The sequence below is a fragment of the Thermogutta sp. genome (genome assembly GCF_014359955.1).
In the GTDB taxonomy this organism is placed as follows: Bacteria; Planctomycetota; Planctomycetia; order Pirellulales; family Thermoguttaceae; genus Thermogutta.
This window is the reverse complement of the sequence record NZ_JACIYL010000025.1, coordinates 1-13776: the sequence shown is the minus strand read 5'-3', so window position 1 is coordinate 13776 and position 13776 is coordinate 1. Positions and strand designations below refer to the sequence as shown.

The following is a 13776-nucleotide window of genomic DNA, read 5'->3' as shown; positions in this document are numbered from 1 at the left end:
ACAACAATAAGATCTATGTCAGCGGGGAAGACGCCGCAGTTCTCCAGGCCACTGAAATCCTGGAGCGTCTGCAATCGCTCGTCCGTCGCAACGGGTCGGTAGCACCTGAGGAGGTTCGCCGTCTCTTGTTGGAGGTGAGAGCAGGCCCGATTCAGGAAGACGTCCCCCCCATTGAGGTATTCGGCGGGCGTCGCGTCTATCCGCGCACGCCCGGACAGGCCCGATATGTGTCGGCCATCCAAAAGCACGATATTGTATTCTGCATCGGACCGGCGGGTACGGGCAAGACTTACCTGGCTGTGGCGATGGCGGTGGCGGCCCTCCGTGAGCAGCGGATTCGCAAGGTTGTCCTCACGCGACCCGCCGTTGAAGCCGGAGAGAGCCTGGGATTCCTGCCAGGAGATCTTCAGGCGAAAATTTCACCGTACCTCCGACCGCTCATGGATGCACTCCGGGACATGGTGGGGTACGACGTGGCGGCTCGCTACGCTGAGGAGGAACGCATAGAAGTGCTGCCCCTCGCGTATATGCGTGGCCGTACACTGAACGAGGCGTTCATGATCCTGGATGAAGCCCAGAATACCACCGTGGCCCAGATGAAAATGTTCCTCACACGGATGGGGCATCAGTCCAAGATTGTTGTGTCGGGGGACACGACCCAGATCGATCTTCCTCCCCACACGAAGAGTGGGTTGGTCGATGCGTGGACGAGACTTCGGCATATTCCGGGAATCGCGCAGGTTGAGTTGACCAGGGCAGACATTGTCCGGCATCCCCTCGTTCAGGCGATTGTTGATGCCTACGAGGGGCGATCGCCGCGGAGGGAGCGGAACTCTGAGGCCAGTCCATCTCATCGGAGAGAGGAGCAGGCCCAGCTCTCCGAACCCATGATCGAAGAAGTACCTGATGCGTAAGGGAGGCGTGCAATCGGCCTTCTAAATTTCGGTGCACCAAAACGAAAACGCGCGGAGCGCCTGGCCGGACTGGTTCAGGTGCCCACCAAGTGGGAATTGGCTTGGAACCGTCTCCGCCGCACAGAAGTGGGGTTGCGGGCGGTTCTCGGCCTGGTGGCGGTCACCCTGTTGACGGTCAGCATCCATGGGATGCTGCCCCCCCAACCAGAGCGGTCGGGTAACCTGGCCATTGATGCCCGCTACGCTTTGCCTGCTGGCACTTTGCAGTGGCACCTCCGGGCCGCCGAATCCGAGGGCGCGGAACCAGAGACATTGCTGGCCGCCGGGCGAGGGGCCTGGCTCCACGCTGTGGAAAGGTTTGTCGCCGTTTGGCTCTTGATGGCGGGCCTTCTGGGGGTCGTTGCGCTCTACCTTTTCTTTCGGGAACGCCGCGTCCTGGTGAAGTTGCATTCCCTTACCAGCGTGCTCGTCCTTCTGGTTGTCACGGTGGCCCTGGCCCAGTGGCTTGCCAGAGAGGTCCCCTATGCTGAATTGATCCCGATGATCATTTTCGGGCAGACGCTTGCCGTGGCCTATCACCGCGAGTTGGCGCTCCTCTTTGCCGGGGTGATGATCCTGGCGGTGGTGCTTGGTACGGGACTGGAAGTGGGGGCCGTCCTGCTGTGGGGGGCCGTCGTCGCGTGGGCCATCCTTCAGCTCGACTCCATTCGCACGCGGACCAAATTGCTCTACGTCAGCATGGGAGCGGCGGTTGTCGGCGTGGCTGTTCGGCTGCTGGTGGCCCTGCTCAACCAGGTCCCGGTCGATACCGTGTTGCTGGCCGAGTTGGGCCGGCTGGCCCTCGCCTGCGTGGTCAGCGGTTTCCTCATGGAGGGGTTGCTCCCGTTTGTGGAGCGTTTCTTCGGTGTGCTCACCGATATGTCGCTTCTGGAACTGAGCGATCTGTCACACCCGCTTTTGAGAGAATTGGCTCGCCGGGCCCCCAGCACGTACAACCACTCGATCAATGTGGGAGCACTGGCGGAGGCGGCGGCCGAGTCGATCGGTGCCCGCGGACTGCTCGTGCGGGTTGGAGCGTACTTTCACGACATCGGAAAGATGCTCAAGCCGGGATATTTTATCGAGAACCAGGCCGATGCTCCCAGTAAACACGAGACCCTTGAGCCAACCATGAGCAGCCTAGTCATCATCGCCCATGTGAAAGACGGGGCGGACCTTGCCCGGCAGCATCATCTTCCGGAGTTGATCATCGACTTTATCGAACAGCATCACGGCACGACGCTGGTGGAGTATTTTTACGAACGCGCTCGGGGCAAGCAGGAAAGCCAACCGGAGGCGCCCAAGGTCGATGAAAATAACTTCCGGTACCCGGGGCCTCGCCCGCAGACGAAAGAGGCCGCTGTGCTGATGCTGGCCGATGCTGTGGAAAGCGCCGTCCGCAGCCTGAAAGACCCCGCCCCGTCCCGCATTGAGGCGGTTGTCCGGGACATCGCCGAGAAAAAACTCCATGAGGGGCAGTTTGACGATACCAATCTGACGCTACGAGAGCTCCGCACCATCGAAGACAGCCTCATCAAGTCACTCGTAGCGATGTACCACGGGCGGATCAAGTATCCGGAACGACGCACGGAAGATCGACGAGAGACGGAACGCCGCTCGGAATCGGTGACTGCGCCAAACCGACAGCAGCCGAGTGCCCGGGCCAACGGCAACAACGGCCCCAAAAGTGGTGCCGGTGGAGACGCTTCGACTGGTGCTGCGGCGCCGGCAGGCGGTGAAAAGAGTTCTCCGTCTGAGAATGGTTGAAACTTCGCCATCAAGGGGGATCGCCCCGAATCGCGTGATGGTCCGGCCTCAGGTTTCTCCGTTTCTGCCGGTGGTTCGGGATCCGCGGGATGAAACGCTGGAGGCCGACCGGGAATCGGTAGCCGTGCTGTTACGGAACATGACCTTACGAAATGTGTGCTATATTCCATTAGAAAGACAGTGATGCCATGACAATGGGTGCTGGCGGTTGCTTTTTGCCGCCGGTTGTGATAGTGGGGTCGCGCCACACCGTGGTGCGACGGCGAGTTCAGAGGACCTAATTTTTCACGAAAGGGATTGGCCGTGTCAGACTTCGATCTTCCTCAACCCCCGGAAACAGGTGCCACGGATCAGGAAAACAAGGCTGCACAAACTGCCGTGGAATCGCAACAGCCGCAGTCACAGCCACAGCAGGCTGCACCACCTCGGGTTACGCTGCAGATCGACGACAGCAAGGTGACGGCCAGTTACGCGAATTTCTGTCGCGTCACTGGAACGCCGGAAGAGGTGATCATCGACTTCGGTCTGAATCCGCAGCCGATCGGCATCCCTTCCCAGCCGATCGTGGTGAGCCAACGGATTGTCATGAATTTTTACACTGCCAAGCGGATGCTCCACGCACTCCAGCTTACCATCCAGCGGCACGAAGCCACCTTCGGTGTCCTCGAAACGGACATCCAGAAGCGTGTTCGGACGATGCCGACGGCGTCACCCCGGCCCAATCAATGACGGGGAGCCACGCGCTCGGTTACCGTCCGGATCGGACGAACCCGTCCAAAACTGACTCCGAAAATGAATCGCGCCACGTGGATCAATGCAGACCACGTGGCGCGGTTTTTTTCTTGAGGCAGAAGGACTCGACCTTGCGGGCTGCAGCGTGAGCCAATCGGTTTCACCTTCAATGAGCTTGATAATTCGGTTGGCCGGGATGTGCGACCACCGGTCGATCCGTCCACTCGGCCAGGTGACTTCGATGAGCTGAACTTCGTTGTGCTCTCTGAGGCCGAAATGGAGTCGTCGGCCCCAGTCGCTCTGGTATCCGCGTCCGCTGTGGACCTCGTCATACTGGACAAGGTTGCCAGCCACCACTTTGACCCGAGCGCCAATCGCACTCCGATTACTCGCGCGACCTTCCAGGACAAGTTCCAGCCAGTTGTACGGGGTCGGCGTTTCGTTGCGCAGGATCGTGGGTGATTCTCGCGAATTGACAATCACGATATCGATACGTCCATCGTTGTCGAGGTCGTCCCCGGCCGCTCCCCGGCTGCTCTTGGCGACCTGAAGTCCGTCACCGCTCTGCGCGCTGACGTTAACGAACTGGCCGTTGCCTTTGTTCATGAGAATAATGTTTTTCGCTCGGTAGGATGTGCTGCGGTCGCGAAGTTCCACGTTATCATCCAAGTGACCACAGGCAATGAAGACGTCTTTGTCACCGTCGTTGTCAAAATCGGCAAGGACAACACCCCAGGTGACATAGGGGTAGCTTCCCGCACCGGCTCCGGTGACGGCCGTCGCATCTTCAAAGAACCCCTTGCCGAGGTTTCGGTAGAACGTGACGGTCTCGTTCTGATAGGACGTCATGAAGAGATCCAGCCAGCCGTCGCGGTTCAGGTCGGCGCAGTCCACGCCCATGCTTGCCTGGGGAGATCCACTAGCATCATAGGCGACGCCGCGCACGATGGCGGCTTCCTCGAAGTGGCCGGCCCCATCATTGATCAGGAAAAAGTTTTCTCGCACGTCATTGCAGATGAAGATATCGTCATCCCCGTCGTTGTCGAAGTCGCCAGCAACCAGGCCCATGGTTGTACCCGCAAGTTGCGAGATGCCCGATGGGCCGGAAATATCCGTGAAGGTGCCATCTCTTTGGTTATGATAGAGAGTATCCGGGACGGCTGTATAGTCGAGTGGTCCGGAATAAGAGGGAACGCCATTAATCGTCCGCGATATATGCAGGTCAAAATTAAAGTGAATATAGTTACCAACGTATAAATCTACCCATCCATCCCGGTCGATATCGACAAAACAGACACCGGCCCCCATTTTCTCCCCGTTTGCCGTTCCCGTCTGTTCGGTGACATTGGTGAAGGTTCCATCGCCGTTATTTCTGTAAAACACGTTCGGTCCAAAGTTGTTGACGTAGATATCCTCGTCACCGTCGTTGTCGTAATCGGCGGCGGCAACTCCCAGGCCGTAGCCGGTATCTCCGACTCCCGCCTCGTCAGTGATATCCACGAACCGCCATTCACCCAGGTTGCGATACAAATGGTTTCGCGGAGAAGGGGGACCGGTGTAGCCGGGAAGTGGAGCGCCGTTGAGGAAATAGATGTCAATCCAGCCGTCGTTGTCATAGTCGAAGAGAAGAAGGCCGGCGGACATGGGCTCAATCACGTACCGTCGGCCGCTGCTACCATCTGTGTGGATGAAGCGAATACCGCAGGAATCCGTTACATCGCGAAAGCGGAAAAAAGGAGGGGCAGGCCTTACCGATTGGTTCTCGACTTCCTTCTCGGGAGAGCCCAAAGAACCCTGCGTTGCCGATTCTGCGGTTTTGGGGCTGGGGGGCTTCGCCGGTTCAGGTGGACGGCATCCCGGCACCAGCAGAGTGAGAAGGAGTAAAGCGGGCGCTGCCAAAATGGCCAAGCCCATTTTTAACTCGCGGCAGGGCGATACTCGCGTGCATGCCATCATGCAAACTCACCTGCCCGTGGTCATAAAACTATTTCGTGTGATGCGCTGCCAGGCTGTCACGGCCGTTTAGTCGGAGAACCACCCTGGGGCCGTGGCCTTTGCGAATGTGTGTTCGTTGGGTGGTCTCCTTTGTCCTGGGAAACGGACGGCGTGACTGATGCGACGGGCGCCAGTTCTTTCAGGCGAATTTCCGCGAGAACCTGCCGCGCCGCCGGCTGGTCGGGTTGAAGTTGGATAGCCCGATGAGCAACCGCTTTTGACTCTTCAATTGCATCGACAGCCAAAAGAAACCTGGCGATTCCACCGTAAACCTCGGCAAGTTTTCCGGCAAGGTCCGCTCGCTCGTCAAAACGTCGTCGTTCTTCCCGCTCGTTTTGACGTTCATTTTCTCGAACCTGCTTGAGCCGCGCGGCCAGTTTATCAGCTTCTTCCTGGTGACCCTGACGGACCAGAACGAGCGATAGACCATATAAAGCAGAGGAATCGTTGGGATCACGGGAAAGGGCCAGTTCATACATGAGCCGTGCTTTAGCCAGATCGCCTTTGTGCAGATAACACTGTCCAAGCATGGTGTAACGCCATATCGACTCTACAGTAGAAGGGAAGTCATTTTCGAGGAGATCAATAGCGTCATCAATTTTTCCGGCTTTAATAAGGACATCACCCAACTCGAGAAGCGGCTCCACAGCCCGTGGGCTGAAGCGAAGCGTCTCACGATATTCCCTGATGGCGGTTTCATAGTCACCGCGCAACGCTCGTACAATTGCCAGCCCGTGATGGGCAAAGGGATAGGTGGGATCGATGCTTATAGCGCGGTGCCACAACTGTTCTGCTTTGTCCAGTTCACCTCGGTGAAAGCGCAGTCGGGCGGCAAGTTCCAGCATTTCCACGCGGTCCGGAAACGCGATTTCCAGCCATTGGGCGATACGGTCCATCTCCTCCGTGATCTGATGACCCGTCTGCGGCACCGGTCTATTGACGACGTCAGGAAGGATAATCCTTTTCGTTGAAGAGGTATGCTCTGCTGGCTGATGAGGCTGTGCTTTAAATGACGGTCGCCACAAGAAGACCACAACAATTCCAGCTATGCAGCCAACTCCTGCCAACACCACCACCCAAGCCAGAACGCGTCTGCGCAGGATCATCTGTGTGGCCTCCCTCACATGGCTTCGATCGGCAATGACCGAGAAGCCTATTTTGGAGAGCCTTTTGCCCGTGGTAACCGTACGACTTCGAAACGCTGGCTTCCTTCTTTGATCTTGATAAAACAATCAACGGGGACGTTTTTTATCGTGTCTGTTGTTCCGCTTAACCAGTGAACGTCAATTTGGTCGATGTGATTATGCCGTCCTAGACCAAAATGGAGGCGTGAACCCCAGTAAGATTGATAACCACGTCCTCCCAGCTTTTCCTGGACGAGTTTTAACCCCCCTGTGGTAAGTGTGACCCGACTGCCAACGCCATCGCGATTTGTCTTGGTTCCCTCGAGAATAATCTGAATCCAGTGATTTCCGTTATTCGTTCGGTTTTCAATGATGGTGGGAGCGCTGCGGGAGTTGAGGACCACAATGTCGATGTCTCCATCGTTGTCGAGGTCGGCAAAAGCCGCGCCGCGACTCGCCTCCACAGGCGCTAGCCCATCGCCGCATTCGTCTGTGATGTTTCGAAAATGTCCTTTTCCGTCGTTCATCAATACCAGATTGCGGACCCGCCATGCGGTGGCCGCACTTCGCGCTTCGACATTATCTTCCGTGTGTCCGTTGGCGATAAAGACATCCAGGTCGCCGTCGTTATCGAGATCGACGAGGCCGATGCCCCAGTTGACATGGGCGTACGTGCCCTCCCCTGCACCTGTAAGCTGCGTGACATCTTCAAAATAACCGTCGCCGATATTGCGATAAAGAACGGCCAATTCGTCTTCGTAGGCAGTCATGTAGAAATCGAGCCAGCCGTCGCGATCGACGTCGCCGCAATCCACGCCCATACTGGCGTTTTCTTCCCCGTACGCATTATAGGCGACCCCCCGCTCGATTGCAGACTCAGTGAAATGACCAGTGCCATCATTGATAAATAAGAAGTTCTCCGCAACGTCATTGAGGACGAAGATATCGGTGTCGCCATCATTATCGATGTCGGCGGCCACCATTCCCATGGCGGTCCCTTTAACGGCGGCGATTCCGGACGCCTCACTGATATCAGTGAAATTTCCGTCGCCATTGTTGCGATAAAGGGAATCGGGAATCGGTAAATAGTCTCGGGGTGACGGATAAGATCGCATACCGTCGATCATCCGCACGACATTCATACTCGGATCGAAGCGGAGATAATTCCCCACATAGAGATCAAGCAGACCATCGCGGTCAACATCCACGAAAAGCGCCCCGGCTCCCACGTAGTCGGCCGGCCCGGCGGTTCCGGTCTGGGCCGTGATGTCGGTAAATGTTCCGTCGCCATTATTGCGATAAAAAACATTGGGGCCATAGTTGTTGACATAGAGGTCGGGATCCCCATCATTGTCGAAATCCCCGACTGTTACCCCAAGCCCATAGCCTGTATCCCCGACACCCGCCCGGTCTGTTACGTCGGTGAACGTCCAGTCACCGTTGTTCCTGTACAGAGCGTTACGCGGATTGGGCGGCCCCTTGTAACCGGGAAGCGGCGCCCCATTGAGGAAATAAATATCGATAAAACCATCATTGTCGTAGTCGAAAAGCGCCAGGCCGGCACTCATGGGTTCGATGATGTAGTGTTCGCCACTGCTGCCATCAGTGTGCTGAAACGTAATCCCCACACTTTTGGACACATCCCTGAGGAGAATGCCAGCGCTGGCGGGAGTACCTGTGCCCGAGGAATCGAGATTGCGCCGACAGCTCGCCTGGGATAACAGGATCGTGCCGGCCAGCAGCAGGGAATAAAAAGGAAATCTACTTCTGTATTTGTTGGACCACATAGCCAAAGAGCCGAGTATCAGTGCGGCATCTCATCGACAGTCCTGCTCACAAAAGTGGATTCACCCTCAGTGAAGGTCAGGAACCGATCCACCGGAAGGTGTTCAAACACCTGCGTGTTTCCGGACGGCCAGTGAATTTCAATCCGAGTAATTTCCGTGGCCCGGCCCAGCCCGAAGTGGAGCCGCGGTCCCCAGTAACTTTGATAGCCGCGGCCGCTGTGCACCTCGTCCACCTGGGTGAAATTTCCTGCGACAACTTTGATTTTTGCGCCCACAGCATCCCGATTTGACTTCGTGCCGCGAAGGGTGATCTGAACCCAGTGATTTCCGGTTCGCTGATCGTTGCGAATAATTGTCGGTTTTTGTCGGGAATTCAGTACGACAATATCGATGTCGCCGTCATTATCGAGATCACCGAACACCGCACCGCGACTGCTGTAGACGGGATCGAGACCGTCGCCGCAACGACGGCTTACATCCTCGAATGTGCCGTTTCCGCGATTGAGAAGAAGGATATTCCGTACCGCGTAGGCTGTGGTATCGTCATAAAGGTCGATATTGTCTTGTAAATGTCCGCAGGCAATGAATAAATCTTTCCAGCCATCGTTATTAAAGTCAATTAAACCGGTTCCCCAGTTGACGTAGGGAAGACATCCCTGCCCGGCCCCGGTGACTATGGTGACATCTTCCAGAGTTCCGTTTCCCAGGTTGCGGTAGAGGACGGGCAGCTCGGCCTGATACGAGGTCATGAAGAAATCGAGCCAGCCATCATTGTCGTAGTCGCCGCAGTCGATGCCCATGCTCCCCAGTTCATCCCCGCTTCCGTTGTAAGCGAAGCCCGTTTCCAGACCAACCTCTTCGAAGTGTCCGTGACCATCGTTACGGAAGAGAAAATTGCCCGCCACATCGTTGAGGACGAACACGTCCGTGTCACCGTCGTTGTCGTAGTCCGAACATACCATTCCCATCCCCGAGCCAGCATGTGTTCCGATGCCGGTCTCCAGACTGACATCGGTGAATGTGCCATCGCCGTTATTGCGATAGAGTTGATCGGGTTCGGGCGGGAAATCGCGCGGCCCGGCATACATGGGATAGCCTTTCACGTAGTGGACGCGATGGCTTTCCTCGGTGAATTTGACGTAATTGGCCACGTAGAGGTCGAGGTCGCCATCGTTGTCATAGTCGAGAAAGGCAGCGCCGGCGCCCATGCGATTGCCACCGCCCACACCAGCCTGGTCGGTAACGTCGGTGAACGTTCCGTCGCCGTTATTACGATAAAGTTTATTCGGGCCGTAGTTATTCACGAATATATCCGGCCAGCCATCATTGTCGTAATCACCTACGGTCACACCCATTCCAAAACCCGTGTCACCCACGCGTGCCTCGTCGGTCACATTGGTAAAGTGCCAGTGGCCATCGTTGCGCCACAGTTCATTGCGCGGAGGCGGATCACGAGGTGGCGCGCCCGGTAAGGGGGCTCCGTTGACGAAGTAGATATCCAGAAGGCCATCGTTGTTGTAATCGAAGAGGGCCAGTCCGCACGTCACTGTTTCCATGATGTAGCGGCGACCGCTGCTTCCATCGGTGTGAACAAAGGTGATGCCGGTCTCGTTTGTGACGTCCCGCATGAGAGGAATACGGGATTCAGAAGACGTAGTTGCCGTGCGGCGGCATCCGCTGCATGCCAGGGTGGCCACCAGAGCGCCGATCAGCGAAAATCGCAAGAGCAGAGGTGCCGGCAGCATAAGTGTTGAAGTTCGTGATTTCACGGTGTACGGCGGAGACTTTCGAGCAACCTCTGGTACTGGTCGTTGGTTGGATCCAGGCGGGCGGCCTCCCGGGCAGCGGCGAGTGCTGCCGGAGTATCTCCGTCCCGCTCGGCAGCGAGGGCCAGGAGGAAGAAAAACTGGGGAGCCGGTTCGCGAGCCACGGCCCTCAGGGCGAGGACGTGCGCATCAAAGGGGCGCCGACCCGCCGTGATGTACAGCGAAGCCAGTGCAGCGTATCCGCCGGCTTCCAGGGGAGTCATTTCAATAGCTCGGCGATAGGCGGCTTCCGCGTCTTCAAATCGTTTGAATTCGGCAAACACCCTGCCTGCCGCCATTTGGGCTTCCAACGAGCCCTGGTGTTTCTGGAGGTAATTCTGAAGAGTCGTTACCGCCTCGTTTTCCCGACCGGTTTTAAAATAAAGCCATGCCAAAAGCGGCGGGATTTCTTCTTCGTCGGGATTCAGCTCCTGGCCACGTTTCAAGAGACGTTCTCCCGTGGCGACGTCGCCGCGTGCGATATAGATTTTCGCCACGAGCAAATAGGCCCGCGCCAGTGCAGCACGGACGGCGGGAAGCTGTGTCTCGGTTTTCAAACTCATTCGGTGTCGCTGTTCATCGCGCCGCTTCAGCTCTTGGAATCGTGCCAGATACTTCCGCGCTTCTTCGGTCTGTCCCAGGCGGCTCAGCGCGGTCGAGAGGGGATAATACGCGTTGGTGTAATCCGGGTTGGCAGTGATCACGTACATGAGATGCTCGCAGGCCGCAGAGTAATCTTTTAAAGGGACGAGGATCTGACCGAGGAGTGCCCGAGCCGGAAGGGAGCGCGGGTGCCGACGCAGGCACTCGGTCAGCACCTGGCGGGCTTCCTCCAACTGACCATCCTGGATGAGGACTTCCGCTAGTTGGACGGGGTAGACCGAGGAATCACGCTGGAGTTCCCAGGCCTTGCGGTAATACTCGGCAGCCTTCTTTAGTTCCCCACGCTCCAGCGCGAGATTGCCGAGGGACTGATATCCAACCGCAAAATTCGGATCAAGCTCCAGTGCCTTTTCCCAGCATTGCGCTGCTTCTTCGGTTTTTCCAAACCGACCGAGGAGCTGGCCCATCACGTCCCATGCATACGGGTCGTCCGGGAAAATGGCGACAGTATCCTGGGCCAGTTGATTGGCCTCGCGAAGCAATTCGGCCACTTCCGGTGCGGCGTCCGCTGCAACCTGAAGCAGCGGGCTGGGCGGATGGGTCCAATCCCACACCACCCGGAAGAGAACGCCGATCAGCAGCACAGCAGCGCAGGCTGCCCAAAAACGCTTGCGCACCCAGAATGATCGCCGTCGGGCTGGCTTTTCGGGTGCAGCCGGTGATTCAGGCGTCCCTTCGGTGTCGGGCCGGTCTGGCCAGTTTCTGTCAGCGAGCCTCATCATCCACGGCGGAACATATGCTCTGAGAAAACGTTCGCGGCAAGCCGGTATAGCGGAGCCGTCCTTTACGTTGTATTCCCACCCTCGGTGATTGGTTCACTTTATTTGACTTCCGTTTTTTGGCTAATGACCGGAATGAAAATGCCTCTTTTGATGGAGCATTATCTCCGTGCCATCCGAAACTGTCTAACAAAAATGCCACGCCGCGACGGGAGTCGGGCGACGTGGCTGTTTTTACGAATGTGTCATCAGGCAGCTTACGGACGCCTCATCACTATTGATTGGATTGAGACGAAGCCGCCCCGCCGCTGCTCCCTGCGCCCAGTTTTTGGAGCATGGCCTGGGCGGTGGTCTTCACCAAATTGACATCCTGGGTGCTCATAATCTTTTTGCCGTCGGCTTCCAGTTCGTTGCCCAGAGCGGGATCCGTCTTCTTGATCTGTTCGATGAGATTCATCACTTCTCCCATCGCGCTGCCCGCCTGCTGCAACTTGCCCTCGGCAATGGGCTGCAGGACCTTGATCAACTCTTCCTTGGGGTTGCGTTCGGGCGGCTTGACGGACTTCGCCTTCGAACACCCAATGACCAACACCGTAACCGCCATTACCAAGATCGCGTAGGTCGTCCGCTGAAGCATCGGTGGTCTCCTCCCTGCGGGTGCTTGAAACCTGTCTCGACTGAAATCAGGCTGAGGCACAGGTGACTGTGCCTCAGCCGCACACCTACTGAGTTATCACACTCACCGGCCACGGTGTGGCCTGAGACTCAGCACACTCCATGAACCGGGATCACGGAGTGCCGAACACCGCTATCACGGGGCCTGGACCGACTCACGACCGGCCCGGCTGCCCAGCGCCCAGTAGGTTGGCAGATCGATCGTGTTGGAAATGAATCGCACCGACCCGTCCACCATCGCGTGATTGCAGCCACCAGGATGGTAGCTTCGCGCTGGATAAGCACCGTCACGGTCGGAGGCCATGCCCGGCGGGTTTTCCGCAATACAGGTTGGATACTGCCAGTTGGGCGGCGCGATGGTGTTGAAGACGGTCTGGGTGTAGTTGGCTCCCATCCAGTTCCAGCCGTTGTTGCTGAGGTGGTCACCGATGTTCGCCTGGCACTGGATACCCCAGGCGTTCAAGTTGTCAATGTAGGGCTGAACCGGCTGATTCCGCAGCGTCGGGGCCAGATAGGTGTTCGGGTCGCCGTGATTGTACCAGCTTGGGATTACGTTTCTAACAGGCTCGCCCGGCAGGTATTGGGCGCCGTTGTCATCGCCTTTGAGGACCTCCGACGCCATAATGGTATTCGACGTCCCGTCGATGACTTCCGCGATGGTGGTTTCCAGGTTCGGGCGGAAGGTGCCCGGGCACATCTGGCTATGGTCCCACCAGATCAACCAGGGTCCGGAGTTCACCGCGTAGTTGCAACCTGGCCCGTGGAGCCACCCCGTTTGCGGGGCCTTCATGTCAGAGGGGCACAAGAATGTTTGAATGACAGCCTCGCGCAGTTGTGCCGGCTGGTTGTACCAACCGTCCGGGATTCGCCAGTCAATTTGGTCATAAATGGCCCGCTGTTCGATGAACGGCAGGATCATCGTGTGGACGCTGTAACCCTGCCAAATTCGCCAGGGATCAAGATTGACCCCGGAACCGGGTAAAAAACTGACGTAGCTTTGTCGCGGGAACGTTTTGTAAACGTCGTGGTAGTTATGGACAGCCAACGCAAACTGTTTCAGGTTATTGGTGCACTGGCTGCGGCGGGCTGCTTCCCGAGCCGCTTGTACCGCAGGCAGAAGGAGCGCGATCAAAATTCCGATGATCGCGATCACGACCAGAAGCTCGACAAGGGTGAACCCTTTTTTCCATTTTGGAATCTTGGCAACAGATACGCGCCTCATGAGTCAAACCTCCTCTGATTGAGGATGACGATAGCCCAAAACCAACTAGACCGGCCCACCCCTTGCGATAAGAATTCCAACTCGTCCAAATTTAACACGGCTGCCTTGAATGTGCAACTGATTTGCGCTTTTTTGCGCATGGAATTCTGGATTTCAGGGTGCATGTTTCGAGATATGGCACAAATAATCCATTTAATTGTTGCTGTTCTGTGATAGATTATACACTATTTGTGTTCGCGGCATTTGTTTGGCCAGGGCGGCCACGCCATCGCTGGTCATCTTGGAATCAGAGGCGACCAGCAGTTTCAGTTTCCGGCACCTGGCCAAAGCTTCC

General features: G+C 57.0%; 10 protein-coding genes. 3 read left to right on the top strand and 7 right to left on the bottom strand.

Translation table 11 applies throughout. The features are described from left to right. From H5U08_RS01680 to H5U08_RS01670, 3 genes are all read left to right on the top strand, one after another. A partial coding sequence (locus tag H5U08_RS01680) for a PhoH family protein (RefSeq protein ID WP_297029485.1) occupies nucleotides 1–914 on the top strand: 914 nt, incomplete at its 5' end. Nucleotides 915–992: 78 nt separating this feature from the next. Continuing rightward, nucleotides 993–2720, top strand: coding sequence for an HDIG domain-containing metalloprotein (locus H5U08_RS01675; RefSeq protein WP_297029483.1), 1728 nt, complete (start codon nucleotides 993–995; stop codon nucleotides 2718–2720). Between the two features lie 303 nt (nucleotides 2721–3023). After that, complete coding sequence (locus H5U08_RS01670; protein WP_297029481.1) at nucleotides 3024–3449, top strand: DUF3467 domain-containing protein; 426 nt, start codon at nucleotides 3024–3026, stop codon at nucleotides 3447–3449. Here H5U08_RS01670 and H5U08_RS01665 read toward each other — a convergent pair. From H5U08_RS01665 to H5U08_RS01635, 7 genes are all read right to left on the bottom strand, one after another. Continuing rightward, entirely contained in the window at nucleotides 3429–5408 is a 1980-nt protein-coding gene (locus H5U08_RS01665; RefSeq protein ID WP_297029479.1) for a CRTAC1 family protein, read from the bottom strand. The two genes, H5U08_RS01670 and H5U08_RS01665, sit on opposite strands and share 21 nt — an antisense overlap. A gap of 56 nt (nucleotides 5409–5464) precedes the next feature. Then, nucleotides 5465–6553 carry a tetratricopeptide repeat protein gene (locus H5U08_RS01660; protein ID WP_297029478.1) on the bottom strand — a complete coding sequence of 363 codons (1089 nt, stop codon included), beginning with the start codon at nucleotides 6551–6553 and terminating at the stop codon, nucleotides 5465–5467. Nucleotides 6554–6600: 47 nt separating this feature from the next. Continuing rightward, nucleotides 6601–8199, bottom strand: coding sequence for a CRTAC1 family protein (locus H5U08_RS01655; RefSeq protein WP_297029476.1), 1599 nt, complete (start codon nucleotides 8197–8199; stop codon nucleotides 6601–6603). A 176-nt stretch (nucleotides 8200–8375) separates the two neighbouring features. Further along, complete coding sequence (locus H5U08_RS01650; RefSeq protein WP_297029474.1) at nucleotides 8376–10103, bottom strand: CRTAC1 family protein; 1728 nt, start codon at nucleotides 10101–10103, stop codon at nucleotides 8376–8378. Nucleotides 10104–10123: 20 nt separating this feature from the next. Then, on the bottom strand, nucleotides 10124–11443 hold the full coding sequence (locus tag H5U08_RS01645) for a tetratricopeptide repeat protein (protein WP_297029472.1): 1320 nt from the start codon (nucleotides 11441–11443) through the stop codon (nucleotides 10124–10126). Between the two features lie 376 nt (nucleotides 11444–11819). Then, nucleotides 11820–12182, bottom strand: a complete 363-nt coding sequence (locus tag H5U08_RS01640) for a hypothetical protein (RefSeq protein WP_297029470.1) — start codon at nucleotides 12180–12182, stop codon at nucleotides 11820–11822. Between the two features lie 174 nt (nucleotides 12183–12356). Further along, nucleotides 12357–13442, bottom strand: a complete 1086-nt coding sequence (locus tag H5U08_RS01635; RefSeq protein WP_297029468.1) for a DUF1559 domain-containing protein — start codon at nucleotides 13440–13442, stop codon at nucleotides 12357–12359. Nucleotides 13443–13776: the final 334 nt, after the last annotated feature.

Bases quoted from the DNA above. Each gene is read 5' to 3' on its own strand.
- H5U08_RS01665 (WP_297029479.1), bottom strand. From the start codon at position 5,408: ATGATGGCATGCACGCGAGTATCGCCCTGCCGCGAGTTAAAAATGGGC.
- H5U08_RS01660 (WP_297029478.1), bottom strand. From the start codon at position 6,553: ATGATCCTGCGCAGACGCGTTCTGGCTTGGGTGGTGGTGTTGGCAGGA.
- H5U08_RS01650 (WP_297029474.1), bottom strand. From the start codon at position 10,103: ATGCTGCCGGCACCTCTGCTCTTGCGATTTTCGCTGATCGGCGCTCTG.
- H5U08_RS01640 (WP_297029470.1), bottom strand. From the start codon at position 12,182: ATGCTTCAGCGGACGACCTACGCGATCTTGGTAATGGCGGTTACGGTG.
- H5U08_RS01635 (WP_297029468.1), bottom strand. From the start codon at position 13,442: ATGAGGCGCGTATCTGTTGCCAAGATTCCAAAATGGAAAAAAGGGTTC.